Source organism: Thermococcus pacificus (genome assembly GCF_002214485.1).
GTDB lineage: Archaea > Methanobacteriota_B > Thermococci > Thermococcales > Thermococcaceae > Thermococcus > Thermococcus pacificus.
Genome location: NZ_CP015102.1, coordinates 525,893 through 550,519 on the forward strand (window position 1 = coordinate 525,893; position 24,627 = coordinate 550,519).

General features: G+C 53.4%; 25 protein-coding genes. 11 read left to right on the plus strand and 14 right to left on the minus strand.

The annotated features are described in order from the left end of the window. The first annotated feature begins 33 nt into the window (after positions 1-33). Positions 34-1,770, plus strand: a complete 1,737-nt coding sequence (locus A3L08_RS02930; RefSeq protein WP_088853618.1) for a glycoside hydrolase — start codon at positions 34-36, stop codon at positions 1,768-1,770. Positions 1,771-2,012: 242 nt separating this feature from the next. Here A3L08_RS02930 and cca read toward each other — a convergent pair whose 3' ends face one another. The 9 genes from cca to A3L08_RS02975 form a co-directional block, all read right to left on the minus strand. Continuing rightward, positions 2,013-3,377: a CCA tRNA nucleotidyltransferase gene (gene cca / locus A3L08_RS02935; RefSeq protein ID WP_088853619.1), complete on the minus strand. Its 1,365-nt coding sequence runs from the start codon at positions 3,375-3,377 to the stop codon at positions 2,013-2,015. A 9-nt stretch (positions 3,378-3,386) separates the two neighbouring features. Beyond that, a complete protein-coding gene (gene thpR / locus A3L08_RS02940; protein ID WP_088853620.1) occupies positions 3,387-3,941 on the minus strand; it encodes an RNA 2',3'-cyclic phosphodiesterase in 555 nt (184 codons plus the stop codon). 57 nt (positions 3,942-3,998) lie between these two features. Next, the gene (locus A3L08_RS10060) at positions 3,999-4,190 is read right to left on the minus strand and encodes a hypothetical protein (RefSeq protein WP_232461752.1); all 192 of its coding nucleotides are present in this window, start codon (positions 4,188-4,190) and stop codon (positions 3,999-4,001) included. A gap of 137 nt (positions 4,191-4,327) precedes the next feature. Continuing rightward, positions 4,328-5,212, minus strand: coding sequence for a glycine zipper family protein (locus A3L08_RS02950; RefSeq protein ID WP_088853622.1), 885 nt, complete (start codon positions 5,210-5,212; stop codon positions 4,328-4,330). A gap of 217 nt (positions 5,213-5,429) precedes the next feature. Next, the gene (locus A3L08_RS02955) at positions 5,430-5,894 is read right to left on the minus strand and encodes a phosphoribosyltransferase (protein WP_088853623.1); all 465 of its coding nucleotides are present in this window, start codon (positions 5,892-5,894) and stop codon (positions 5,430-5,432) included. A gap of 146 nt (positions 5,895-6,040) precedes the next feature. Beyond that, positions 6,041-8,770 carry an adenosylcobalamin-dependent ribonucleoside-diphosphate reductase gene (locus tag A3L08_RS02960; RefSeq protein ID WP_088853624.1) on the minus strand — a complete coding sequence of 910 codons (2,730 nt, stop codon included), beginning with the start codon at positions 8,768-8,770 and terminating at the stop codon, positions 6,041-6,043. A gap of 189 nt (positions 8,771-8,959) precedes the next feature. Then, complete coding sequence (locus A3L08_RS02965; RefSeq protein ID WP_088853625.1) at positions 8,960-9,394, minus strand: rubrerythrin family protein; 435 nt, start codon at positions 9,392-9,394, stop codon at positions 8,960-8,962. Continuing rightward, positions 9,391-10,209, minus strand: coding sequence for an HAD-IIA family hydrolase (locus tag A3L08_RS02970; protein ID WP_088854873.1), 819 nt, complete (start codon positions 10,207-10,209; stop codon positions 9,391-9,393). Before A3L08_RS02970 ends, A3L08_RS02965 begins: the two co-directional genes overlap by 4 nt. Positions 10,210-10,489: 280 nt before the next feature. Next, complete coding sequence (locus tag A3L08_RS02975; RefSeq protein ID WP_088853626.1) at positions 10,490-11,485, minus strand: sugar phosphate nucleotidyltransferase; 996 nt, start codon at positions 11,483-11,485, stop codon at positions 10,490-10,492. Between the two features lie 87 nt (positions 11,486-11,572). On the opposite strand from A3L08_RS02975, the gene A3L08_RS02980 reads away from it, so the two are divergent. Then, positions 11,573-12,526: an NAD-dependent epimerase/dehydratase family protein gene (locus tag A3L08_RS02980; RefSeq protein WP_088853627.1), complete on the plus strand. Its 954-nt coding sequence runs from the start codon at positions 11,573-11,575 to the stop codon at positions 12,524-12,526. A gap of 18 nt (positions 12,527-12,544) precedes the next feature. Here A3L08_RS02980 and A3L08_RS02985 read toward each other — a convergent pair whose 3' ends face one another. Then, the gene (locus tag A3L08_RS02985) at positions 12,545-12,784 is read right to left on the minus strand and encodes a hypothetical protein (protein WP_088853628.1); all 240 of its coding nucleotides are present in this window, start codon (positions 12,782-12,784) and stop codon (positions 12,545-12,547) included. Continuing rightward, complete coding sequence (locus A3L08_RS02990; protein ID WP_088853629.1) at positions 12,775-13,494, minus strand: hypothetical protein; 720 nt, start codon at positions 13,492-13,494, stop codon at positions 12,775-12,777. The genes A3L08_RS02985 and A3L08_RS02990 overlap by 10 nt, the downstream gene beginning before the upstream one ends. Positions 13,495-13,543: 49 nt before the next feature. Here A3L08_RS02990 and A3L08_RS02995 point away from each other — a divergent pair, with 49 nt between their 5' ends. The 6 genes from A3L08_RS02995 to A3L08_RS03020 are packed head-to-tail and all read left to right on the plus strand — an operon-like array spanning position 13,544 to position 19,851. After that, positions 13,544-15,301, plus strand: coding sequence for a DUF4129 domain-containing protein (locus tag A3L08_RS02995; RefSeq protein ID WP_232461753.1), 1,758 nt, complete (start codon positions 13,544-13,546; stop codon positions 15,299-15,301). After that, entirely contained in the window at positions 15,298-16,296 is a 999-nt protein-coding gene (locus A3L08_RS03000) for a DUF4350 domain-containing protein (protein WP_088853630.1), read from the plus strand. Before A3L08_RS02995 ends, A3L08_RS03000 begins: the two co-directional genes overlap by 4 nt. 1 nt (position 16,297) lies before the next feature. Further along, positions 16,298-17,218: an AAA family ATPase gene (locus tag A3L08_RS03005; protein ID WP_088853631.1), complete on the plus strand. Its 921-nt coding sequence runs from the start codon at positions 16,298-16,300 to the stop codon at positions 17,216-17,218. Further along, complete coding sequence (locus A3L08_RS03010; RefSeq protein ID WP_088853632.1) at positions 17,215-18,498, plus strand: DUF58 domain-containing protein; 1,284 nt, start codon at positions 17,215-17,217, stop codon at positions 18,496-18,498. Before A3L08_RS03005 ends, A3L08_RS03010 begins: the two co-directional genes overlap by 4 nt. Further along, positions 18,495-19,049, plus strand: coding sequence for a hypothetical protein (locus A3L08_RS03015; RefSeq protein WP_088853633.1), 555 nt, complete (start codon positions 18,495-18,497; stop codon positions 19,047-19,049). Before A3L08_RS03010 ends, A3L08_RS03015 begins: the two co-directional genes overlap by 4 nt. Next, entirely contained in the window at positions 19,036-19,851 is an 816-nt protein-coding gene (locus A3L08_RS03020; RefSeq protein ID WP_088853634.1) for an archaeosortase/exosortase family protein, read from the plus strand. Before A3L08_RS03015 ends, A3L08_RS03020 begins: the two co-directional genes overlap by 14 nt. Here the strand turns inward: A3L08_RS03020 and A3L08_RS03025 are convergent. Beyond that, complete coding sequence (locus tag A3L08_RS03025) at positions 19,838-20,752, minus strand: glucodextranase DOMON-like domain-containing protein (protein WP_088853635.1); 915 nt, start codon at positions 20,750-20,752, stop codon at positions 19,838-19,840. The genes A3L08_RS03020 and A3L08_RS03025 overlap by 14 nt on opposite strands. A 195-nt stretch (positions 20,753-20,947) precedes the next feature. On the opposite strand from A3L08_RS03025, the gene A3L08_RS03030 reads away from it, so the two are divergent. Then, positions 20,948-21,949 carry a DUF1616 domain-containing protein gene (locus tag A3L08_RS03030; protein ID WP_088853636.1) on the plus strand — a complete coding sequence of 334 codons (1,002 nt, stop codon included), beginning with the start codon at positions 20,948-20,950 and terminating at the stop codon, positions 21,947-21,949. 406 nt (positions 21,950-22,355) lie between these two features. Beyond that, on the plus strand, positions 22,356-22,784 hold the full coding sequence (locus A3L08_RS03035) for a hypothetical protein (protein WP_088853637.1): 429 nt from the start codon (positions 22,356-22,358) through the stop codon (positions 22,782-22,784). A 75-nt stretch (positions 22,785-22,859) separates the two neighbouring features. Here A3L08_RS03035 and A3L08_RS09880 read toward each other — a convergent pair whose 3' ends face one another. Continuing rightward, the gene (locus A3L08_RS09880; RefSeq protein WP_157721578.1) at positions 22,860-23,081 is read right to left on the minus strand and encodes a hypothetical protein; all 222 of its coding nucleotides are present in this window, start codon (positions 23,079-23,081) and stop codon (positions 22,860-22,862) included. 129 nt (positions 23,082-23,210) lie between these two features. On the opposite strand from A3L08_RS09880, the gene A3L08_RS03040 reads away from it, so the two are divergent. Continuing rightward, complete coding sequence (locus tag A3L08_RS03040) at positions 23,211-23,558, plus strand: hypothetical protein (protein WP_088853638.1); 348 nt, start codon at positions 23,211-23,213, stop codon at positions 23,556-23,558. A 157-nt stretch (positions 23,559-23,715) separates the two neighbouring features. On the opposite strand, the gene A3L08_RS03045 is transcribed toward A3L08_RS03040, so the two are convergent. Continuing rightward, a complete protein-coding gene (locus A3L08_RS03045; RefSeq protein ID WP_088853639.1) occupies positions 23,716-24,360 on the minus strand; it encodes a hypothetical protein in 645 nt (214 codons plus the stop codon). Positions 24,361-24,627: the final 267 nt, after the last annotated feature.

Genomic DNA, 24,627 nt, shown 5'->3' on the forward strand with positions numbered 1-24,627 from the left:
AGGGACGAAGATGTATCACTCACGGTGAGACTTATGTTCATGAAGTACGCCCACCACTTCCACGCATACCAGCCCGGCGATATAGTCTACGTTCATGACGGCGACGGTTCAAAGCCGATAGAGTACGAGGAAAGAAAGAGCCCTGTCGCGGTTAAAATCCGCGGTGAAGAGGTCAGAGGCGAGAACTGGACGCGGGCAATGCTCTACTCCTACGAGCACATCTCGGACACACTTTCCAGGATGAAGGGGATAAGCGTGGACATAGAGCCCTTCACATTTCTCATGCTCCTGCGGTACCACAGAAAAGCCTTCGAGGAAACCGTTGGCCTTCTCCAGGGGTTTGATGCCGTTCCGACAACGCCCTTCCACCCGATAGTTCCCCACCTCGACGAGTTTGAACAGAGAATCCTTGCAAAGGTTTCCTTCGACTTCTACACCCCTTTCACCGGTGAGAAGGACGTCATCGGCTACTGGCTTCCTGAGGCGGTGATAACCCGGAAAAGCGCTTCCATAGTTGAGTCCTCGACGGACAAAAGGCTCGTCTTCCTCTTAGACGAGAGACAGCTCCTCTATGACTTTCCGCAGGCCAAGCACTCCTGCAACCGCTATGGAAATTCCTTCGTCTTTGGGAGGGAGTGGCGCATAAGCGATGCTTTCGCCTTCAACACCCTCGACGTTCCTGGGTTAGTTTCAGCTACCCTCGCCTACCGCGACGACTACAAGGAGAACCTCGGCGTTCCCTATCTTCTCTTCACAGCCAGCGACCTCGAGAGTCTCCTCGGAAACCCTGCTCAACTTGACCGCTTCACCGCATGGATGGGGGGCCTTGAAGAGAACGGCGTCGAGCGCGTCTCGGCGATGGAGTTTGTCAGGAAAAAGCTCTCCGGGGAGTTCAGGCGCCTCGACGGCGAATGCTCATTCGAGATGGGAGTTAAAGACTACTCCGCATGGAGCGACTACTTTGATTTAAGCCTCGACGGCAAGACGAGCGATTCGAGGTGGCTCGGCTATCGCAGGGCCGATGGAAAGGTCTTCGCGAGGGAAGTGAAGGGAAGAAAGGTGAGCCAGGTCTGGAAGGTAGCCTTCACGAGGCTCTTCGAGGAACTAAACCGGTTTGTGAGACTCGGCGTGCTGAAGGGCCTTGAAGATCTCGGTGTTGGTTCTCAAAACGCCGAGGAGTTCCTCGTCCGCTACGCGAGGGTCTTCTTCAGGGACTACTACGATTACTTTGGGGTGGAGACCTCGCTCGGCTACGTCCTCGAACCCGTGAACGGCGATAGAGAGGCCCTCAAACTTGGAAGGGCCTACTACCTGATGCTCCTCGCCAACCACTCCTGCCCGCGCTTCTGGGAGAACCTCGACACGCGCGTTTCCTTTGGCAATGTCTCAGCAATAGCCAAGGCCATTATCGAGCTTATGAGATATTTTGACGGCAGCGAAACCAAGAGCATCTTCATAGAGGCCTACCTGAGGCTCCTCAACTTCGAAGGCCTTCACCACCTCTGGGACCTCGGCTCGATGGAGGGCCTTGAGGGATGGGAAACAACTGAGAATGCCTGGAGCGAGGCGCTTAAACCGGAGGTTCCCAACAGCGGCTATAACGTCGTCACGAGGGCGGCCCTCTACGTCGGGAAGCGCGATCTGCGGGGCGAGCTTCGTTCTCTTATCGAGCCCTACAACCTCGAGTGGGCCGTCGCCGACACCGGCCACATACCAGGTGAGGTTCACGGCCACTGGGAAAATTCGGAGTGGTGTGAACACAGAAACTGATGCCCGCAGTTTTCCCTGACCTTTCGTTCCCTTTTTGGGAAGCCTAACATTTAAAACCTCCGCGAGGAATAATCACATAAGTCCATCGATGGGGGATGGAAATGCAGGACTCAAAACCAGAGAAAGGTAAAATAGTGGACGAGCCCCTGCTGACGAAACTGGGCGGAAAGGGATACCTGGAGCTGAAGCGTATCGTACAGAAAGTGAGTGAGAGCCTTGAACGGCATAGGAAGTCCCTGCTGCTACTTCAGGTTCCACTTCTCTCTGCTCAGGAAGAGATACGCGCTCTGCTCCAGCTCCTTGGGAGCGTAGTCTGCTAAGACATCCGCCAGTTTTATCATTTCTCGAATCCCCTTGCCCAGGGCCACTTGGTTCTTTTCGAGGAGCTCTGAGATAACGTCGACGATGTTCTCTTTCACCCTCTTCTCCGCGTAGAGCCGCTTCCCCCTCACCCAGACCCTTTCGTTTTTCCTGTAGAAGTCCAGCCCCCTCTCGGTGAAGAACTCCGGGCCGGGCTTTATCGTTACCCTCTCACGTTCAACCCTATCGAGTTCGAGCATTATGAATGCTTTATCGCCTGAGTACCCGTAATCCCAACCAAAGACTCTGAAGCCTTCCCGTTCCAGGGCCTTCTCAAAACCCCGCGCGCTCCTTTCGAGCTGAGGCAGGAGGAGGTCGTCTACTAAGTCCGGCTTCTCGAAGGCCAGCACCACAAGGTGGGTTCCCTTCCTCCTGAGCTCATCCAGGTAGTTCCCTGCCCTAGGTTTCTCGGGGAAGAAAAACTTCGTCGAGGGCTCCTCAAGGAATTTCATTGCTTTGAAATAAAAAATCCCATATCGCTCCCAGCCCAGGTTTGCCGCGACGTTCCTCCTCGGATCGACGGGGTCTATGACTATAAGCGGCCTGTCCTCATCGGCTTCCCTCTTGACGGTGTTCATTGCGGTTTCGTACTCGCGCTTGAGCCAGTTTCCGGGGTCGATTATCTTCTGCCTCAGTATGAAGTCGGCCTTTTCAAGGACCTCCAGGAATGAGCCGTATTTTATAACCAGAATCTCGGCAAGGTAGCCCGAGAAACCGCGCACGTAAATTTCACTACCGTAGGCGTTAATACCCTTCAAAAAGCGCTTGAGGAGGCGGACTTCATCGTTTTTTCCCCTGATGTTCTCGTTCACCCACTCCGTGTGGAGTATCGAGCGGTCGACGGCCGTCCTGACGTCCTTCCAGCTCTTAACGTCGTAGCAGGGCACCAGATCAACGCTCACCCCTCTATATCGCGCCCTCACGTACGGATGCTCCGCGTAGGCAATCTCATAGGAGTCGAGCCTCTCGGCCATGGCCTTTCCGAGCTCCAGGCCTTTCTCCCGGAGCTCTTCAAGGGGAGTTTCGAGCGGAAAAGCCAAGAAAAGGTCAACGTCGTGGTCTCCAGCGAGATAAGTGTCCTTCGCGAGGGAGCCGACGAAGTAGGGCTTAACGTCGAGGCCGAGCTCCTCAATGGTCTCCACGGCGAGCTCCTCAAGTTCCCTCATCAGGTTCTCGATGAAGGCTCTCTCTTCTTCTGTTGGCCTGATTTGCTGTAGGACTTCCTTGATGACGGACTCGGCGTCCATGCTCACACCTCATTCCGCCAGCTCGAACCTCGCCACCGTCTCGTAGATCGGTCCCTTCGGAGTCAGCGTGCTCTTCTTGAGCTCTATCGCGTTGACCTCGAACTCCCCAAATTCCTCGTTGGCAAGGTCTTTCAGCGCCATCGCCAGCTCAAGCTTATCCTTCACGAACTTGACGCGGCCAATGGTTATGTGGGCAACGAAGTCTTTTTCCTTCTTGAAGCCCAAGCGACGCATCTCCCTCTCCACATCGGCCGCTATCGCCTTTATGCCCTCGTCGTTCTCTATGCCGGCCCAGATTACCCTCACGTAGTTGGGATTCGGGAAGACGCCGATGCCCCTAACTCTAACGCGGTGCTTTTTGTGCTTCTTGGCTATCTCCTCCAGGGACTTCTTGACTTCCTCAGCTGTTGCTTCGTCAATCTCGCCGAGGAACTTCAGCGTTACGTGAAAGTTTTCGCGCTCGACGAACTTTATCTTTGCCGCTTTGCTCCCTATCCTCTCCTGGGCCTTCAAGAGATTGTCCCTAACTTCGTCGCTGACCTCTACCGCTATGAACGCCCTCATAACACCACCTAGAAAAGTTGGAGAAAGGGGTTAAAGGGGTTTTCGGGGAGTTCCTTATTAGCCTCCTCTGAAGAACCATTCGACGATGATCACTATTCCCAGCTCGATGATTAGGCCCAAGAGTGCAAAGTACTCTTCTTTGAGTGGAATGAGGAATGCCAAAGCAAGCCAAAGGAGAGTGAAGGCGCCTATCACTGTTAATTCTGCTGTTGGAATGTTTCTGTCGAGGTAGCTCCCGAGCACTATCATGAATACTAACCCTCCAATTTGGATCCACATCCATGGGCGATTTACTTGTCGTGGGAAATCCATGAATGTTAGTGCAAAAAGGAAGAGGAAATAAATGAATGGAAGAACGAAAGTCCAGCGTCTCATGGTTTTTCACCTCAGGGATTTGATAGGTGGTAGTCATTTTTAAGTGTGTAGCTGGCTATCCTTAGATATTTTAAAACAGGTCCGTATTCATACCCCGGAGGTATCCAGCGCCAGTGATATTCCCATTTCCAAGCGAACCATACCCATAAGCAGCCATGCTCATCCAAAAGGTAGTTTCCAAATGTTATCCCTGCTGCCAGGCCAGTTATGGCTCCAATAACAGCGCCTGGCACGTTGGCGAAGTAAGCACCTATAGCAGCACCTAGTGCAGTTGGTCCAGCGTCTAGGAGAAACTTTGATTTCGCCCAGGAGAAGTGTAAGTGCGTGAGCTTATTGCCTTTTATTGAAGCAGTATCCCATGGTTCTATTCCATAGTACTCATAATCTGGATGCGGGTACCGTATCATGTAGCCTTTGACAAAGTACACTCCGTCCCACCAGTAATGTTGCTGTGTGGTTAAGGTCATAATGTTACTTGACTCCTTGTTAATCCCTGGCTTTGATATTAACTGCTTTGTTTTCAAGCCTGGATCTATCATGTTTATTGGGGTTCTTATAGAGTATGTGGTCCCGGAAGTATCTTCCATGGTCAGTATGTATGAATCATTTATCTTGGTGGACGTTAGGTGGACAACGTCAATTATCTCACCTGTAGTTGTGTTTGTGATAATTATTTTTGCTTCTATGCCATTGGTCCTATAGTCTACTAAAAGGTCTCCAAAAACAAAGGTCTGTCTCGTGGGGGTATCCACCAAGAGTTTAGTTGGGAACTCCTTCATAACCACTGCTTTTGTGTGGGAATTTTGGGAGGGACTCGGCATCGCTGCTGCGCTTCCCGCTGCCATTCCGATCATCAGCAGTCCCAGCAGGACTGCGAACAAAGGCTTCCACTTCAAGGGGTTCACCTCTGCAATGGTTGTGCAATACTGATTATGCAACTTTTCCTTATAAGTCTTTCCTTTTACTTAAAGTAAAAATTCTTACTTGTTTTTTTCGAGTATAAATTCGTTTGGAGTTGCGTTTTTCAGTTAGGATGATTCAAAAGAAGGCCGAGTAAAGGAGTTGCATGAAGATGCAAGTGGGTGCAAGTGGAAGAATCAAAAAGTTAAAACCTCACTCCCTCACGACGACCGGGAACTCCTCCCAGGGGAAGACGACCCACTTGTCGGTTCTGAAGACGTAGAAGTCCGGCACGACCTTCGTCCAGGGCTTCATGCTGAGGCAGACGACCTTAACCTCGCTCGCTCCAGCTTTTTTAACCTCGTCGATGACGACCTCAAGCGTCTTCCCCGTGTCGCTGACGTCGTCGACGATTACCACCTTCTTGCCCTTGAACTCGCCGTGGAGGGGTATGGTTATCACGGGCTTCTCCATTCTCTCGTCAATCCCCTTGTAGAACTTGACATCGATGACCTTGACCTCAACGTCGCCGAGGATGTGGCTGAGCCTCACGGCTGGAATGAGTCCGCCCCTCGCAACTCCGACTATCACATCCGGCATGAAATTTTTCCTCAGTTCATCAGCCAATGCAAATATCGCCCTGTCAACCTGCCACCAGGTGAGATAGACCTTGTCCATGTCAACACCCCCGAATACCCAAAGTTAGGGCCGGTTCACTTAAGGCTTTCCTCTGAGTGGCAAAAGTTAAAACGTGGTCCTTAAAAAGGATGCTTTGACAGGAAAGTGTCAATTTCTGGGAGAGCATAGAAATGGAAGAAAAGAGATTAGCTTATGACGCACTTGCTCCATCCACACCTCGGACAGGTTGCACAGCCGCTCTCCATCCTGAGCTCCACAAGCTCGCCGTCCTTCTCGTAGCAGACGGGGCAGTATGCAACGCCTAAGAGTTCCCGTATCTTCTCCTCAGGTATCTCTGGCTTTTCAGCATGGTGCGGGTGCTCGTGGGCCGGTTTTGGAGCCGAGATATGGGAGACGGGAAAGGTTAGACCTCGCGGCTGGGACTCCTTCTTCCCGTTGGTACCGTTGAGTATGGCCTCGACGTTGATGAAGCGCGCCAGCCACGGCTCGGCTTCGACAACCGCCTTGAGCTTCTCAATCGCGTATTTGCTCGGCTTCGCCGGAACGCGCTTCCTCTTCTCGCCCTCGACGCTGTATACCTGGACCGAAAGCGAGCCGTCGCGGTAAACCGTTACACCCTTGCAACCGAGCTTGTAGGCGAGGAGGTAAGCGGCCTTAACGTCCTCGACAGTGGCGTCGTTAGGCATGTTTATGGTCTTGCTCGCGCTGTCAGTGAGCCAGAGCTGGATGTTGGCCTGTGCCAGGAGGTGGTCAAGCCAGTGGATGTCCATCGAGGTTACGAAAACGCGCTGCAGCTCCTCGGGGATCTCCTCAAGTCCCTGGACTGAGCCGTAGTTGTCGCTTATCTTCTTCAGTATCTCATCGTTGTAGAGACCGCGCCTCTTCAGTTCGGCCTCGAAGACGGGGTCAACGTAGTAGAACTCACCAACCGTTACGCTCTTCTTGTAGACGAGCGCGAATATCGGCTCTATTCCGCTTGAGGTGTCTGCTATCATTGAAACGCTTCCGGTCGGCGGGCAGGTCGTGACCATTCCATTTCTGACGCCATAGCGCTTGATGTCCTCTGCAAGTTCGTCCCACGGCAGGTTCCATATTTCGCGGTGGTAGAAGCCCTCGACGGGCAGTTCGCCGTCCTTGTATTTGGTCTTCTCGTAGAGCGGGAACGGGCCGCGTTTTTTGGCGGTTTCAACACTCTGCCTGTAGGCGTAGAACGTGAGGTACTCGGTGGCCTTGCGCATGAACTCAAAGCCTTCCTTGCTGTTGTAGGGGATTCCGAGCTTGAAGAGGGCATCCGCCAAACCCATCATCCCGACGCCTATCCTCCTGGTGAGTTTCGTGTTGCGGTCTATCTCCGGCAGCGGGAACTTGTTTACATCGATGGCGTTGTCGAGGTACTTGGCCACCTTCTGTATCACGTAGGCGTACTCGTCCCAGTCAAAGTATGGCTTTCCTTCGTCGTCATACTTCACGAACTTAGCTAGGTTTATCGAGGCGAGGTTACAGGATTCGTAGTCGTAAAGAGGCTCCTCCCCGCATGGATTAGTAGCACGAATTGGCTCATTCTTAGCACTTTGTAACACGTTCCTTCTGTTGATAACATCGAAGAACACAACACCGGGGTCAGCCTTGGCCCAGGCCATGTAGGCAAGTTCCTCAAAGAGGCTCTTGGGGTCTATCTCCTTGACCTTCTCGCCCGTGCGCGGGTTCACGAGGGGGTAGCGCTTGCCCTCCTTCAGGGCCTCCCAGAAGTCCTCCCAGAGGCCGACGCTTATGTTGAAGTTGCTGAGCACGTTCGTTCCGGTGTTCCGCTCCTTGGCGTGAACGAACTTCTCTATGTCGGGGTGCCAGACCTCCAAGATTCCCATGTTGGCTCCACGCCTCACGCCGCCCTGCTTTATGACGTCACTGACGGCATCAATAAGGTGCATGAACGAGACGGGCCCGCTCGCCGCTCCCGTTGTGGTCCCGACGAGGTCACCCTCTGGGCGGAGCTTTGAGAAGTTCAAACCAGTTCCGCCACCCATTTTCTGTATCATGGCGACATCATGGGCCGCCTTCATGATGCTCTCCATGTCGTCCTCTATTGGCACGACGAAGCAGGCTGAGAGCATTCCAAGGGGCCTTCCGGAGTTTATGAGTGCCGGCGTGTTGGGCATGAAGATCTGGCCGGTCATGAGCCTGAAGTACTCCTCTATCTCGTCCTCATATTTGTCAAAGGCCCCGTTTTCCAGCATCTCGACGATTTCATCGATTGAAACCTTCATCTGGCCCTTCTCTGCCAGCTCGCGGTAGAGGTTCAGGAGCCTCTCGAAATGCCACTTGTTGAGCTTGAAGCGCCCAATAGAGAGCTTTCCGTCGTACTCGTCGAGCTTTGAGAGGTACTTCTCGATGCCCTTTGGATTGGCAGCATGCCCGCCGTTTTTGTCGAAGACCCTCTCGTCGTAGAGTAGATCTGGGATGACCGCCAGAACTGCAACCCTCTCAAAAAGCTCCCTGGGGCTCTCGATGATCTCTCCCTTCTCGTTCTTTATCAGGTAGCGGGAAGCGAGGACGCGGAGGGCGTTGATTGAGAAGCGCTTGTCTATCTCGTCGAGCTTGTCCTTGTTGAGGATCTTCTTCTTTTCCTCCCTTATCTCTGCCTTCCTCTTACGGTAGAGGATGTAGGCTTTTGCCACATCGAAAAGGCCCGCCCTCATGAGTTCGAGCTCAACTATGTCCTGGATGTTCTCAATGTTTGGCACCTGGCCGTCGTAGAGTTCGTTTACCCTTCTGACGACGCGCCTGACGACCTTGTTGAGAAGCTTGTCATCGTGGACTCCAACTTCAAGCATTGCCCTTTGGATAGCCCACCTTATACGCTCTTTATCGAATGGCACGATTCTACCGTCTCTTTTCATCACTTTTTCAACAGGCATATAAACACCCCTGACTTACAGTTGTTTATCGCTGCCCCTTATAGTAAAAGCATCAGCTAACTGGTAAGCGGGCACTCCTAAATATACCTTGCCCCCTAGAAAGTTGCCGGGGTGACGAATTTATGCTCCGGAATTTGCCCCCTGCGTGAAGGGGTAAAAAAGAGAGATGTCGGATAATTTATCCAAATGTCAGAGGCCCTCGTAGACCAGCTTGAGTCTGTATGCGTGCTTGAGCTCTTCTCCACCCATCATTTTGAATATCTGAGCCAAAGATCCGTCCAGGATCGTGGCAAGCTTCATATACAGCTCGTAAGCGTGCTTCTCCCGTATCAAAGCCTCTATGACCAGCTCCTCCAGGCTCTCCGGCTCGGCCCTGGCGTCGTCCAGCATCGGCTCAAGGGACAGGGAGTCGAGGTAGTCTATAACCGCCGTCCCCTCGAGGGTTTTGCCCGAGAGCATGTCCTCTAGAGTCTTCCTGTGCCTGAGCTCTTCCTCGGCTATCAGCTGGAAGACCTCGGCCAGCTCCGGTCTCTCGAAGGTTGCGAAGGTCTCTCCAAGCTTGTGGAGGTTGTAGAGCTCGTTCTCCTGGTGAACGAGTCTCTCAAGCAGTTCATTGAGGTTCATCCTTCCTCCTCCAGCTTGACTTTGAGGTACTCAATGAGTTCCTTAACGCTCGGCAGGACTATGTCCGGCCTTATTCCACTCTTCTCAATGTCTTCGAGGCCGCTTACGCCCGTCAGGACCATTATCGCCTTCATCCCAAAGCGCTTCGCGAAGGCTATGTCGGTGTCAAGCCTGTCTCCAACCATCCAGATCTCTTCAACCCCATCGAGCTTCTCCCTAGCGACCTCGTAAGCTGGTTCATTGGGCTTGCCTATTATAAGGGGCTCGACGTCCGTTGATGCCTTCAGCGCGGCTATTATTGCACCTGCGCCGGGGTAGAGGCCTTCCTCAGCTGGATACGTCGTGTCCGGGTTCGTGCCTATAAAGCGCGCCCCGTTCCTTATCGCCAGTGTGGCGTACTTGAGCTTCTCGTAGGTTAAATAGGGGTCGAGGCCGACGACGACGTATTTGACCTCCTTCCACCCGCCGTTTCCGGCCTCTTCAACGCCTACAACGCCCCAGCCGAGGCGTTCCATCTCCTTCAGCAGGCCATCGCCGCCGATGACGAAGATCCTTCCGGGTTCGAAGTGCTTCTCCATGTAGAGCCTCGTCGCAAGGCCCGACGTGACGATTCTCTCTTCAGAAACGTCTATGCCCATCGAGAGAAGCTTCTCGCGGTACATTGAGGGGTCTCTGGTGGAGTTGTTGGTGAGAAATATGAATGGAATCCCCCACTCCTTCAGGAAGTTTATCAGCTCCCCCGCTCCTTCCACCGGTTTGTTCCCTCGGTAGAGCACACCGTCCATGTCGAAAATGAGACCGATCCCTCCACTCATGAAGAAAGAAACGGCCATGGGTTTAAAAGTTCACTGGCTCAGAGAGGTTCCTGTTAATTTCATGCCAAGTATCTCACAAACGTGTCGGTCTTTGGCGCTCTTGTCGTGTGGAGTGCCGTGAATGGAGATTGAAGCAAAAGCTTCACAGCCCGGACTGGAACTGAAGCATGATCCATGGTTTGTGAAGACTGTGGGTTGAATTAATGGCGAAGGTTCATGGCGAATGGAACTTCACTCCCGCCTTCCCAACGCGGTGCCCCTCACTATTCTCTGTTTCCACTCATTCTCCTCTCTGTATCTTCGCGTGCCCGCCGACGAGGCTCTTCCTCAGCTCCAGGTTCCGTATCTCGCACTTCTCATCTATGATGGAGCGCCATATAGTCGAGTTTCTGATGATGGTTCTCCTGAAGATTATCGAGTCGCTGACGTCGGAGTTCTCTATCACGCAGTCCTCGCCTATGTAGGCGTATGGCCCGATTATCGAGCGGCCGAGGATCTTGGCGCCCCTCCTGATGACCACCGGTGGGATTATCTTGGAGTAGGGACTTATTTGAATCTCCTCGATGTGACTCTCCTTAAGGAGGGTCTTCAGGGCCTCGAGGTAGCTGTCAGCGCTCCCTATGTCGTACCAGTAATCGGAGAAGCGGTAGGCCTTTATCGGCTCCCCCTTCTCCAAAAGCCACTGGAGGAAGTAGCCCGGCGAATCCCTGTTGCCATTGGAGAGATACTCGTCTACGCGTTCCATCACGGCCTTTGGGAACACGTAAACGCCGGTACTTATGAGCGTTGACTGGGGCTGAACAGGCTTCTCCTGGAAGGAGATAACTTTGTCACCCTCAAGGACGACCACACCGTAGCGTTTGGCAAGTTCCGGGTCGCCGACGTCGTAAACCGCTATGAGGGTCCTCCCGTCATAGGCGCGCAGGAAGTCCGAGAGCGAGAAGGAGAAGAGATTGTCGCCCGCTATGATGAGGTAGTCGTCGAGGCCGAGCTCCTCAACGGCCCTCTTCATCGCCCCGATAGTGCCGAGCTTCTCCTCCTCGTGGAGGGTGTCCTCGACTATCAGCCCAACCCCGTACTTCTCCGCGTAGGGTTTGAAGTGGGCCTCGAAGAACCTGTTGGTCGAGATGTAAGCATCCAAGCCCAGTTCGTTTACCTTCTCCATGATGTAATCGAGTATCGTCTTCTCGCCGAGGGGAAGCAGGGCCTTGGGATTGTCCTTCGTTATGGGCCAGAGCCTCGTCGCGTAGCCGCCGGCCATTATGAGAACTTTCATCAGTATCACCATGGTCTCTTTTGGTACCGAGAATTTTTGAAGCAAACGTATTTAAATTATTTTGCATTATCAAAATGGGTGGTATAGATGAGAGTTCTCGTTACGGGCGGTGCCGGCTTCATAGGTTCACACCTTGTTGACGCGCTGATGGAATCCAGAAACGAAGTCAGGGTTCTCGACGACCTGAGCGCCGGAAGCCTCGACAACATCAAGCGCTGGCTCGACAACGAGCGCTTCGAGTTCATAAAGGGCGACATGAGAAACCCTGAGATCGTTGAAAGGGCCGTTGAGGGCGTTGACGTCGTCTTCCACCTCGCGGCAAACCCGGAAGTTAGAATCGGCGCCCAGAGCCCCGAACTGCTCTACGAGACCAACGTCCTCATAACCTACAACCTGCTCAACGCGATGAGGGATTCAGACGTTGAGTACCTCGTCTTCACGAGCTCTTCAACCGTCTACGGTGATGCCGAAGTAATCCCCACCCTTGAAGACTACGCCCCGCTAGAGCCGATAAGCGTCTACGGCGGAGCGAAGCTCGCGGCTGAGGCCCTGATAAGCGGCTACGCCCACACCTTCGGCTTCAGGGCTTTAATCTTCCGTCTGGCCAATATCATAGGCGAGCGCTCCAACCACGGCGTCATCTACGACTTCATCAACAAGCTGAAAAAGAACCCGGACGAGCTGGAGATACTCGGTGATGGAACCCAGAGGAAGAGCTATCTCCACGTGAGCGACACGGTTGAGGGCATGCTTCACATCTTCGAGCACTTCAGGAAGGAAAGCAAAACCGTCGACTTCTACAACATGGGCAACGACGACTGGATAACGGTGAAGGAGATAGCGGAGATAGTGAGTGAGGAGATGGGCTTGAATCCAAGGTTCCGCTTCACTGGCGGTGTCGATGGCGGTCGCGGCTGGAAGGGGGATGTCAAGTTCATGCGCCTGAGCATAGAGAAGGCCAAGAAGACCGGCTGGAGGCCAAAGATGAACAGCTACGAGGCCGTCAGGAGAACCGTTAGGGAGCTCCTCGGGACGGCTTGAGTCTTCCTTCCTTTTCAGCTATTTTATCACTTCGTACACCTTTCTCGCCACTATGAACGCGAAGGCCAGGAGGAGCAGGTAGGCCGAGAACTTCAGCGAGTCCTTAACGTCCTTGGTGAGGTAGAACTCACCGACCTCTAACGCTATAAGTATACCGATGAGCGCTATCGTGAGGAATATGCCCGTTGATGGGCTCAATATGGCGGAAACCACAATCCAAACCGCCAGAAACAGGATCACGTTCTCCCTCATAGCCATCTCTCTATCCCACCGAGCGGCTCTAGGATTAGCTTCACGTGGTCGTTGGCCCTCTCAGAGGACTCGACCCTCAAAACCTCACCCTTCCCCATCGCTATTCCAAGGAGCATCGCCGAGAGTACCGGGTCAGCATAGAACGGGTCCCCACACATAGGTTTGGCGAACAACTCGATTTTCCCGTCCTCCCTCTCAAAGGCCTCGGCTGAGCCAATTCCGAGGGCGCTGAGAACCGACGAGACGGCTGATGATGCATAGCCAACTCCAGTTCCGGAGAGCTCCCCCACGTTTTCTAGTGTGTACTCTAGGATCCCCCATCCTGGAGGGGGACTCATCAAGACGCCGCTCTCCTCCTCGGTTCCGGTTATGAAGACCGCCCCATCGGCAAACTTTCCGAGGTGGAGGGAAAAGTTTTCGTTCTTGGGCAGGAAGAGGCCGCCCCTGGGGAGGTTCTCGTAGGGGGGTATTACAACGGGGGAACCCCTGAGCTCCAGCCCCTCCCTCATGTTCTCGACGAAGCCGCAGAAGTCACGACAGCTAAGGCGCAGCGCATCCCTGTCCACGTATCCCCTGGAAGGGAAGGCTGCGAGTACGATACCCAGTATTATAGTCCCTATTCCCAGGTTGACCAGGGCCACGTTTCCCTGGGTACCCCCGTAGTACCAGAGCGCTATTCCAGCTATGGCTAACAGACTTCCCCAAAGGCGCCCCATTTTAACACCTCCAACGAATAAACTTAAAAGGTTTTTATGCCTTGTGGGTATGATAGCCATGAGGAAGGTTTCGATTTTAATCATCCTCATTCTAATCATAGGTTCCGTCCCCCTGGCCTCGGGGAAGGCCGTTCAGGAGCCGACCCAGAGGGATGTTTTCCTGTACCAGTACTTCTCCCAGGTTTTGGTTAGGTTTGATTACTCCCTCCGCTACGCCCTCGTGAACGAGAACTACTCCCTCAAGCTGGCGAACCTCACCCTCAGCGAGCTCGAGCTGATAAAGGATGAGAGCCTCTACTATCAAGAGAAAGGGGTAAACTCGACGGTCATGAGGGTGATCCCTCCCTTCTACGACTTCGCCAGCGAGATGGTTGTACTCGTTCAGCTCGTCCTCGAGTTCCATGAGAACCCCACTCCCGCCCTTGCCTCGGGGATACTCAGCACTGTCGATGATATGGAGAGAACGCTTGATGTTATAGAGGGAATAAGGCTGATGAACGGGACGGAGGTTCTCACCTTCAACACCGCCAAGGTCCGAACCCACCTGGCGGCGATAAGGAAGCTCGTCTCGAACCTCCCTCCCGGGCAGGGGGACTTCGTCATAGGTGTCTCCGATGATAGCCCAATCCTCCACCAGACTATTACCATATTCGGTTCGTGCCCCGGCAACTCCTCGGTGACGGTGGTCATCGAGGGGGGGAACTCCACTTCCCTCCTTCTAGTTAACTCCAGAAACGGCCTCTTCTCCACGAATTACAGGTTTGATGAGCTTGGGACGTACAGAATCTACGCGGTTCAGGGGGGCGAGAGGTCGAACAACGTCACTGTGACGGTGAGGAGGATACCCACTTCCTTCATAGTCGATGACTCATACAGCGCCTTTCTCAACAGCACAGTTCACCTCTCGGGCAGGCTCGTCGACTATTACGGCAACCCGCTTGGAGGTAGAAAAATAACCGTCGGTAACTCCACCCTGACCACCGGGAGCGATGGCGGCTTTTCGAAGGGCTACTTCTCCCCCGTTGCGACGAGCTTCAAGGTGACCCTCAGGTTCGGGGGTGATGCAACACACGCTGCAACTATGAAGGAAGTGATCGTAAGGTTCACAAGGTACCCCGTCTCCATAACCCTCGATGGCCCGTCCGAGGTGGTTCTCGGAAAGACCGCGGTCTTCACCGGAACCGTTGACCCGGCCCTTCCTTTCCCGATTACCGTCTACGTGGCCGGGAAGGAGTACCTCAGGCTCACTCCAGATAACGGGACGTTTTCCTTCGAGCTGAAGCCCAATGAAACAGGGGAGTTCGAGGTCTACGCCTCCTTCTCGGGAAACGAGAGGTATGAGAAGGCCAAGTCCAACGTGGTAGTCCTGAAGGTCGTTCCGCCGGAGAACATGATGTTGAGGTACATCGCGATAGCCCTGCTTGCCCTCCTGATGGTTGCCCTCATCCTGCTGGAGAGGAGGAAGGAAGGAGACAAGGCTCCTGCCAGGAAGAAGCCCGAGCCTGATGTAGTCCCAGGGGAAGAAAAAGTCCCCATCAAGGCCGAGACGGAGTTCAAGATACCCGAAGATGTTGGTGAGGCTTACACCCTTCTCAGGGAGAGGCTTAGGGAGGCCCTCGGGGTAAGCGAGAGCATGACCCCGAGGGAAGTCCTGAGGGCTCTAAGGGACTGGGAGCTTTACCCCTACCTTGAGACCGTGACCAAGCTCCACGAGAAGGCCGTTTACGGTGAGATGCCCCTGAGTGAGGGCGAGACTGCCGAGTTCGTGAATGCCATGGAGAACCTCCTGCGGGGTGTGTCGGGATGAACAAGACCGTCAAGTACCTCATACTGCTCCTCATGCTCTTCACGCTCATCACGATGCCTCTGACGATTCCCGTCTTTAAGAGCTCCACTCAATACAGCATCTTCAACAGCGGATGGGACGGCACCTCGAGATTTGTTAAGTTGGCCTATCTAAAGGGCAAAAACGTTGTTCCAATCTTCGAGTCCTTTGACATAGCGAACATCAGCGAGCTGAACGGCGTCCTCATCATAATCGGCCCGAACATGACCTTCACCGGGGCAGAGGTGGAGCAGATAAAGCTCTTCCTCGAGAGGGGCAACACTCTCTTCATAGCCGATGATTTCGGAACCGGGAACGAGATACTGCGCGCCCTCAACGTCCCTGTGGGCATATCCGACTACCCCCTCTGGGACTTCTTCTACGAGGGGGACGACAGGCTGGTGGTGTCGGTCAGGATAGAGGACCCGCTCTTGGCCAGAAACGTGACCAAGGTCGTTACCAACGAGCCTTCGGGAATCATAGTGACAAGGAAGGGCGAGGCCTACGTCAGCAAAGTGGCGATGATAAATCTCCACAGGAGGATGTACCCGATAATGACCGAGCTCAGGTACGGGAACGGCAGGATAGTGGTTCTCTCCGACCCTGACGTGCTCGCCAACATGCAGTTCGAGGAGAATAAGCAGTTCCTGAGCAACCTCATCGACTACTTGGGCGGCGACGTCTTCTACTTCGACGAGGCCCACCATCCAGACTTCAACCTCTACACAGTAGGAACTGTCACGATAACCCGTGTCCTCCCGAAGGACAGGGCTGTGAAGCTCATACTGGCGGTAGCGGCCCTCATACTGCTCAAGGAGCTGGGAGTCTTTGGGTTGCTGGGAAGGTTTATCCGGAGGTTCGCATCACGCTTCTTCCGGAAGGAGATCAACGTTGATGAGGTTGCCCTCTCCCTAGCGAGGGAGAAGGGCTGGGATGAGAACGAAGTTAGGGAAATGCTGATGAGGATGGGTGATTGAGATGATACTCGAAAAGATACAGGCGGAGATTAGAAAGGCCCTCGTGGGAATGGAGGACATAGTTGAGCTCATGACTATAGCCTTGATAGCAAACGGACACGTGCTCCTCGAGGGAGTCCCGGGAATAGCGAAGACTACCCTCAGCAAGAACTTCGCGAACACGCTCGGTTTGAAGTTCTCCAGGGTTCAGATGACCCCAGATCTACTACCCGCGGATCTCATTGGTCACACCTTCTACGACATGCGCACCGGGGAGTTCAAGATAAGGAAGGGCCCCATCTTCGCCAACGTCGTCCTCGTCGATGAGATCAACCGCGCCTCACCGAAGACTCAGTCGGCCCTGCTTGAGGCAATGGAGGAGAGGCAGGTCACCATAGAGGGCCTCCCCCTCAAGCTCCCGGAGCCCTTCGTCGTCCTCGCCACGATGAACCCGGTAGAAATGGAGGGCGTCTACGAGTTGCCGACGGCGCAGGTGGATCGTTTCATGATGCGGATAGACATGTCATATCTCCCGGAGGACACCGAGAAGGAGATGCTGAGGAGGAAGAATCTTGGCCAGTTCTCCGAGGCAAAGCAGGTTGTCCTCCAGAGCGAGCTGGCGCAGGCCCGGAGGGACGCGATGAAGGTTCACGTGAGTGATGCGATAATAGACTACATTTACGAAGTCGTCAAAGAAACGAGGCTGGACGAGAGGGTCATCCTCGGCGCCTCTCCGAGGGCGGGCGAGCACCTCCTCTACGCGGCGAAGGTCAGGGCCTACCTCGAAAACAGGGGCTATGTTATACCCGACGACGTTAAGTGGCTTGCAGTTCCTGTTATGGCCCACAGGATAGTCGTGAAGCCCGAGTACGAGGTGGAGGGGATAGACGGCAAGACCATCGTCAGGGATGTCCTTGAGCGTATAGAGGTGCCGGTGGAATGAAGCGCGCCGAGGTCGTCCTCTCCCTCGCTGCCGTTGTTGCCGGCACGGCTTACCTCCTGGGAAGCCCGGCGGCGGCCCTCATTGGCGTGGCCCTGATGGCCCACTACTCCCTCGCCAGGATGGCCTTCAAACCGAAGGTCAGGGTCGAGAGAAGCCTCCCTGAGAGGGGCACCGAAAGGGAGCCGGTAAAGGCCCGTGTCAGGATTGAGAACCTCTCCGATGTAGCCGGCCTGGTAAGGGTCAGGGAGACCTCCGAAAAGGCCTTCGCGAGAGGACTGAAGGCGTTCGTCAGGCCGGGGGAGAGGAAGTACCTCGAGCAGACCGTGGTTCCCCAGGCCAAGGGCAGGATAAACCTGAAGGCTGAGGCCGTATTTGAGGACGAGCTCGGCCTCTTCAGGGCGAGCTTTCCGGTGATCGGGAGGGGCGAAATGGCTGTCTTTCCTTCCCAGAGGAGCATACGCGAGGCCATGAGGGAGAAGCGCCAGGTTGAGGCCCTCGCCGAGGCCGAGAGGGCCCTTGGAATCGGCGCCGAGACCCTGGAGTTCCAGGAGCTGAGGGAGTTCCTCCCTGGAGACGACATAACGAAGATAGACTGGAAGGCCACCTCGAGGCTCCAGAAGCTCATCATCAGGGTCTTCAAGAGGGAGACCATGGCGGATATCTACCTTCTCATAAACGTAGACCCTAGATTCCGCCGTGAGCTTAAGGCTGGAAAGACGGACTACCTCGTCCTGATAATAGCGCAGCTAACGGCATACTTCAGGCGCTTCGGCCACGGCATCAAAGTTCTGGCCTACGATGAGCATGGGATTGTGAGGGCCATCGAGAACCCCTTGGATCCCCTGTCCGTAGTCCATGAGCTTGGGCTCAGGGCGGAGAGGGGTCTTCCTGCGCTCAGGCCCGCAAAGGTTTCCAGGGGCTCTTCACTTGGGACGCTCGTGGCGAGGCTCAAAAGCGGCTCCGAGGCCCACGGTGTGCTGAAGGCGGCTTTGAAAGTCCCCGCAGGATCCTACGTTATCGTGGTGGATGATCTGGGTCTCCATCCTGGCGAGATAATGAAGGCATCCCGGCTCTTGGAAAGGAGGGGCTCTAAAGTCGTCCTGCTGTACCCCAACCCCGTGTTCTTTGTCGACAAGAGCACTCTCAGTGAGGATGAGGTAGAGGTCCTCTACAACGCCTACCGCGAGAGGAAGGAGCTGATGAAGAAGGTCATGGGCTGGGTCAAGGTCATAGAGGTCGGCCCAAAGGATCTGCTTCCGGTGGTGGTGAGCAGGCTATGATAGGACTGATGGCGGCGCTCCTTGCGGGTGTGGTGCTCAAGCAGTGGGCCTTTGGACTGGCGGTGGTTCCTTATCTCCTTAGGCTCAGGAGCAGGAATCTATCGCTCATAGCGTTCTACGCCTACGTTCTTACCGTTGTCTTAATGGTTCCCGGCGTTTCGATATATACTCACGAGGGGCTTGTTCAGGCTGTTGGGGCTTTTACCTCAACCTTCCTCCTCTTGGACGAAGTCCTTAGGGGGGTTAAAATCAGCAGGACAGAGCTGGCTCTCTCCGCTCTCCTTCTGGCTTCGGCGGTCTATGACTACGCCTTCGTGGCGGCCCTCATCGCGGTCACAATCTACGCTGTCTACCTCCGCTTCGGCCGGGTCGTTTACTACATCCTCGGCTGGCTGGTAACGTCCGCGGTCGTTCTGTACCTTCTGAAGAACAGCCTTCCCGACCGCGTGGCCCAGTCCTTCGTGATGATCGGCCTCGGCCTGATATTCCTCCTCTTCGCCGAGAGGAGGGACGTTGAGTTCCTGGAGGTGGGTCTCTTTGAGGAGGAGTGAACTTTACATCGCTTTTTCGTTCCTCTTCACGGTGCTACTCTTCGCCCTCTTTAGAACCCCCTTCCTTCTCTACTTCGGGCTGGTCTACTCTCTCGTCCTTTACTTGAGGCGCTTCGCGCTCGTTCCCAGGGCCTTTAAGTTCGATGTCGGTGTCATTTTGGGGATTGCTTTGATGGCAATATCTCCCGTTTTTTTGGTGGTTCGTTTCGGAGAATACACCAGTCCTTCCACATTCCATGCCCTCTTCCTGCTGGGGTTGTTCTCCGTGTTCTTTGAGGTCAGGGATGGTTTTCTTCCACTCATCCCCCTTGCTGAGGCTATGATTGCACTAATAGCGAAGACAGACACCTTTGAAGTAGCGGTTAACTGGCTCACCCATCTCTTCATGGACATCACTTCCTACCTCGTCCGCGGATTGATAGACATCTTCAACCTTCCCATTGCGATGAAGGGGAACGTCGCCGTCGTAAGGAACAGTATGGTGATCATCGGTTCCGGCTGCTCCGGGCTGGACGCTTTTATCCTCTACATTCTCGCGGCTCTGCTGCTCATATACCTGAGGAAATCCAGCAGAAGGGAGGCCGCCCTGCTGCTCGTCGGCGCCCTCGGGATAATCCCCCTGAACGCGGTGAGGATATTCACCCTTCTGGTTATTGGATACCACAGCGGCATATCCTTCCTAGAACTGTTCCACTCCCACCTTGGAGACCTGATGTTCGTTGCCTACGTTTTCCTATACTGGTGGGCCGTGCTCAGGTGGAAGAAACAGGTAAAAGGGGAAGAAAAGCTCACTGCCTCCTGAAGAACCAGAAGGCACCGAGGGCAAGCAGGATCGCTACCGCGCCCATTGCGATGCTGTCGCTGAAGAAGGGAACCTGGGTAATGTCAGCATACTGGAAATTGCTCAATGTGTTCGAACCACTAGAGAGAGGATCCATAGCATCCTCTACTTGGACTGAGCCACTGTTGGCGGTTTGGAGCACTGTCAGAAAATCCATATAAAATCCAAACTGCTGATCACTTAAGCCTAAAGCCCCCTTTGGTATTTTCAGCTCGATGCCACCGCCGGTAGTAGTATCTCCAGTATAAATGCCGATTGAATAGTCGCCATACACCAAATTATTGCTGTCGTCATACAACACATTATCGCCATAGATATCTAGAACATCAACGCCAGCCGGATTATCATATGTCCCCCCCGTACTGAACTGGTTAAGGTCAACTCTGATGAGATAATCCCAGGCGTAGGGATCACTATCACTCACTTTTACATCGGCGCCCCATAACACCTGGCCGCCGAAGGTCTTATTTCCACCATCCGTAGAATCGATAATAATTGCAACCGCCGGAATATTCTGCGCGTTCGGGTTTTTTCCTCCGAGAGTTAGCTGACCGGTGAATTTTATGTAAAAATACACATAACTTGAGTTGGCTGTTACCCTAATATACTTAACATCTGCAGCATCTACAGAGTCTATAGCATCTCCGGATGTATCCATCCATATATATTGTAGATGTTGAGAATCTAGTCCTTTCTCCTGTAGGGAAGATGGTGTGTTCCATGAGTTGGGATCTAGGAGTAAAAGATCTAAGGATCCCCAGTCGCTATCGTTCCCATCTATTGTGGGGGTAAATGCACTCACCATTCCCATCATTCCGCCTAGCACAAGCAATCCCATCAGCAATGCAAACATCCTCTTCATGGAGCCTCCCCCCTTTATGAGTGTTGGCTATGTACTATTGTTAATTGCAGGTATAAAACATTTTGGGCACTTAAAGAAATTCCAAGCTTTAATGTGTGACAGTCATGCTACCAAAAGAAAAGAACATCGCAAAGACATTCAAACAAACGGGAAACCGTTTTAAACCCTCCTCCTTTTTCTGTTTAAGGTGGTGGAATGGGTAACCCCCAAGGTTTTAAAAAGTACTGGGACCTGCTCACGGTCATCGCACTTTCTGTAGTCCTCGATCTTCTCATAGCGTTCTTTCCCGACAGCCTCGCCCGGAAGGCCCTCGGCCTGGCCTTCGTCCTCTTCTTCCCGGGCTACGTCTTCATAACCGCCCTCTTCCCCAACAGGAAGGAGCTCGACAACCTCGAAAGGCTGGCCTTGAGCTTCGGCCTGAGCATTGCGATAGTCCCACTCATAGGCCTCGCCCTGAACTACACTCCATGGGGCATAAGGCTGATTCCCATACTCATCAGTCTAACCGTATTCAACATCGCCCTCGCGGTCGTCGCAATCTACCGCAGGGCGAGGGCCTTCGAGCCCTGGATACCGTGGATAACCATTGAGAGGATAAAGAAAGAGCTCGAATGGGAGGAATCGAGCAAACTTGACAAGGCCCTCACCGTCATCCTGATAATTGCCATCCTGACCTCTATCGGGACTTTGGGCTACGTGATAACCCACCCGAAGCCCGGGGAGAAGTTCACGGAGTTCTACATCCTCGGGCCCGATGGGAAGGCCGACAACTACCCGACCGAGCTCAAGGTCAGCCAGAACGGGACCCTTATCATAGGCATAGTGAACCACGAGGGGCGGAACGTCACCTATTACGTTCAGATATGGCTTGTAAACCTGACGTGGGACAACAGCACGAACACCACAATAATCCACGAGATGTACCCGATTCCAGGCTGGTTCAACGTAACACTGCCCCACGTTCCGGTGGACATTGAGGGCAACTGGACGCCGCAGTTCGAGGAGAACTACACCTTCAGCATTAACAAACCCGGTAGGTGGCAGGTCTGGTTCCTCCTCTTTAAGGACGGGCAGCCGGAACTCCCACCCGCGCCGCCGGACGGGAACTACGCCGAAACGGAAGCCAAGAACCTGATCCTCGAGGCGGTAAACGGGACGATACAGAGCCTGAAGCTGAACGTGGAGGTTAAACCCTGAGTCCACAACCCTTTTTATTGTTCGACGGATTATATTTTCCATTCTGACCTTCTCCCTGCCCTAAAGAGCGAAGCTTTCAAGAGAAAGAGATAACTCAAATGAGCCAAAAATTTCAGAAGTCAGTGTCAAATAAATGTTTGACACTGTCTGAGTTGAGGATTATTTGCTCCTCATTTCTCTTGCCGTCTTCAGGTGTTGCTCCAGGCAATAGTAGTGAGCGATAGATTTAGCTGCCTAGATGTACTCTGGGAGTGTACCTGCAGGGGTTGATGGGACTTACCTTACCAAGGACTGTTCTTTTTGCATAATATCATCCATCGTATTGAATATCAAATGCAAATTTTTGCTGTTTAAAATACCGTTAGTTTTAATTGCCCTTTCTCAACGTGCCAAATGAGGTGGTGTCATGAAAGCGGAACAAATAATACTATACATCCGGGAAGGCCAGGCATCCATTGAAGTGCTCAGCCCGGGGAAAGCATGGCAGGGAGTCACCGAGCTGGAGCTGCCCCTTGGCCCATTCGTGGCGCTGGTAGCGGAAACGCTCGGCACAGGCCTCAAGCGCGGGGAAGCAGTCTTCAGGTACACCCGGGCAAAGAACACTCTACGGATGGACCTGAACCGGCTGAAGGTCGAGGTGAGTCCTAAAAGGGCCTTCCGGCTAAAGCTCCAGAACGGCAGGTATCCGCGGAAATTCCTGGCCGTGCTCGTGGTAGGAACTGGGGACATATACGACTATCTGCCGGGCATCCTTGAAAAGCGGCGGAAGTACATCAGATTCGAGCTTTCAGCGGACGATGGATCTAGAAGGGTCTACACCCTCAGCATCGCCTGATCCCTTTTCTTTTTTTAGTGCTCCTTTTTGAGGTTTCTTTATATAAAAAAGGAAAAAAATGTGAAGACTGCCAGCTCACAATACCAATGCACCTCCAGATAGGGGTGGCCTGGAGGAGTTAGTGACGTGGGGGAGTATCGAATACCGAGTCTGGACTAGGATGAGGCTTTCCTTAGCCCTAGTAATGGCGACGAAGAGCGTTGGGGCGTACTTGACGTCCTCTTCTCCGCTGCCCTGCGAGTCTTTCTTGAGCCTCGCCCTTGGGTTGACGCTTGCACCTCCATTAAGTTTTGGCAAAATAGAAAGTTAAGCGGGGGCAATTAAATATAACTCCTAAAATCATCAAAATTAAGAAAAACCTACAATTAGATGCAATATAAACAAAAAATTGTCTCTAAAAGAGCATCGGCGAAAGATTTAACTCATGTGCAGAGAGGCCCAACCGGGTGGCTCGTTCTGAAGTACTTTCCGGAGGACGTTGTGGTTGAGGTTCTGAGCCTTGCAAGGTTCGCACTCGACCTCGAATTGGCAGTAGAGACCAGAAAAGCGTTCTTTGTACTCAAAAACGGCAAGATCGCGGGTGTCATAATATTCCTGTCAAAAAAGCCACCGAAGGAGGACAGGAAGTTCATGGCCGGGCTTGAGGAAAAGCTCGGGGTTCCAGTTTATGCAGTCTTCACGAAGAGCAGCAAGTACATTGCTATTGACAGCGAGGGTGAAGAAATACCTTTGGAGCAGGAAGAGCTTGGGGCCTTCGTGGATCTTGTGTTCTGATTTTTATCTTTTTCTTCCGAAAGCCTCGCAGTTTGGGGAGGAAGTCAGAGTTTGAATTCTGCATGAGAGGACTCACCGGCTGTCCCGGGCAGGCAGAGAAGCTTTTTTTCGCGGTCTGGCTTCTTAAGAAATAAAAAACAGAAGGGCCAAAGAGGTGTCAGAGTGCTGCCTCCTTCACCCCGCTGATAGAGGTTTCGGCCCAGTGGAAGAAGGGTTCTGTTCCCCTGAGTGTGATGTAACTGCCGTCTACAAGACGTACCCTGCCACCTGCCCTGAGGTTCTTGCGGGCGTTCATCAGGTTGTAGACTAGCCCGGAGAACTCTTCTAAGCTTATGAGCTTCCTGGACAGGGCCTCCTCGAAGAGAGTCGCAAGGTTCAGGCATTTCATTTCCGCGTATGCTCTGACTATTCTTCGCATGTTGTAAAACGACGTCTCCCCCCACGGGCCAGGGTTTTTGCGGTTTGCATTCAGGACGTGTTGAGTGATGATGGAAATATGCTCGAGAACTTCCTCGTCGGACAGCTCGAGAGTGTGGTGGTGCCGCCGTATTTTCTTGATTAATGACAGAATCGTCTCCGCCTCCTCTGCGGAGAGCATCTTTCCACGCCTTATCTTCCGCATGGCCTTCCGCTCTTTCCTGGATATCTGGTGGAGTATATCGTCCGGGATGTAAACGTGATGACCATCGAAGATTTCGGGGAACTGCCTGTAGTAGTCCGCCTCTAATGGATTGCTCCGGGCGGTGTACTCAACCGTGGAGGGGACCTCGCCCCCAAGGACATGGTTCGTTCTCCTTCTCATGTTGCACACCGGGGGGCGAGGGTTAAGACGAAGTATTAAACATAACGGTTTTTGTGTGCTGGGCCGTGTCGTTATATATTAAGGTATTTCTCGATAAAAATATAACAGTACGAGGGTACAAAGGTACATATGGTGTACTGTGTACTTTTGTACCGTGATTTTTTTGATATGGGAGTTTACCTTAACATTATATATTGAGGATGGGCTTGTTTTTTGGCTGCCCCTTCATACGAATGGGCGAAATAGGGGTTCAGAGATTTTAGGATC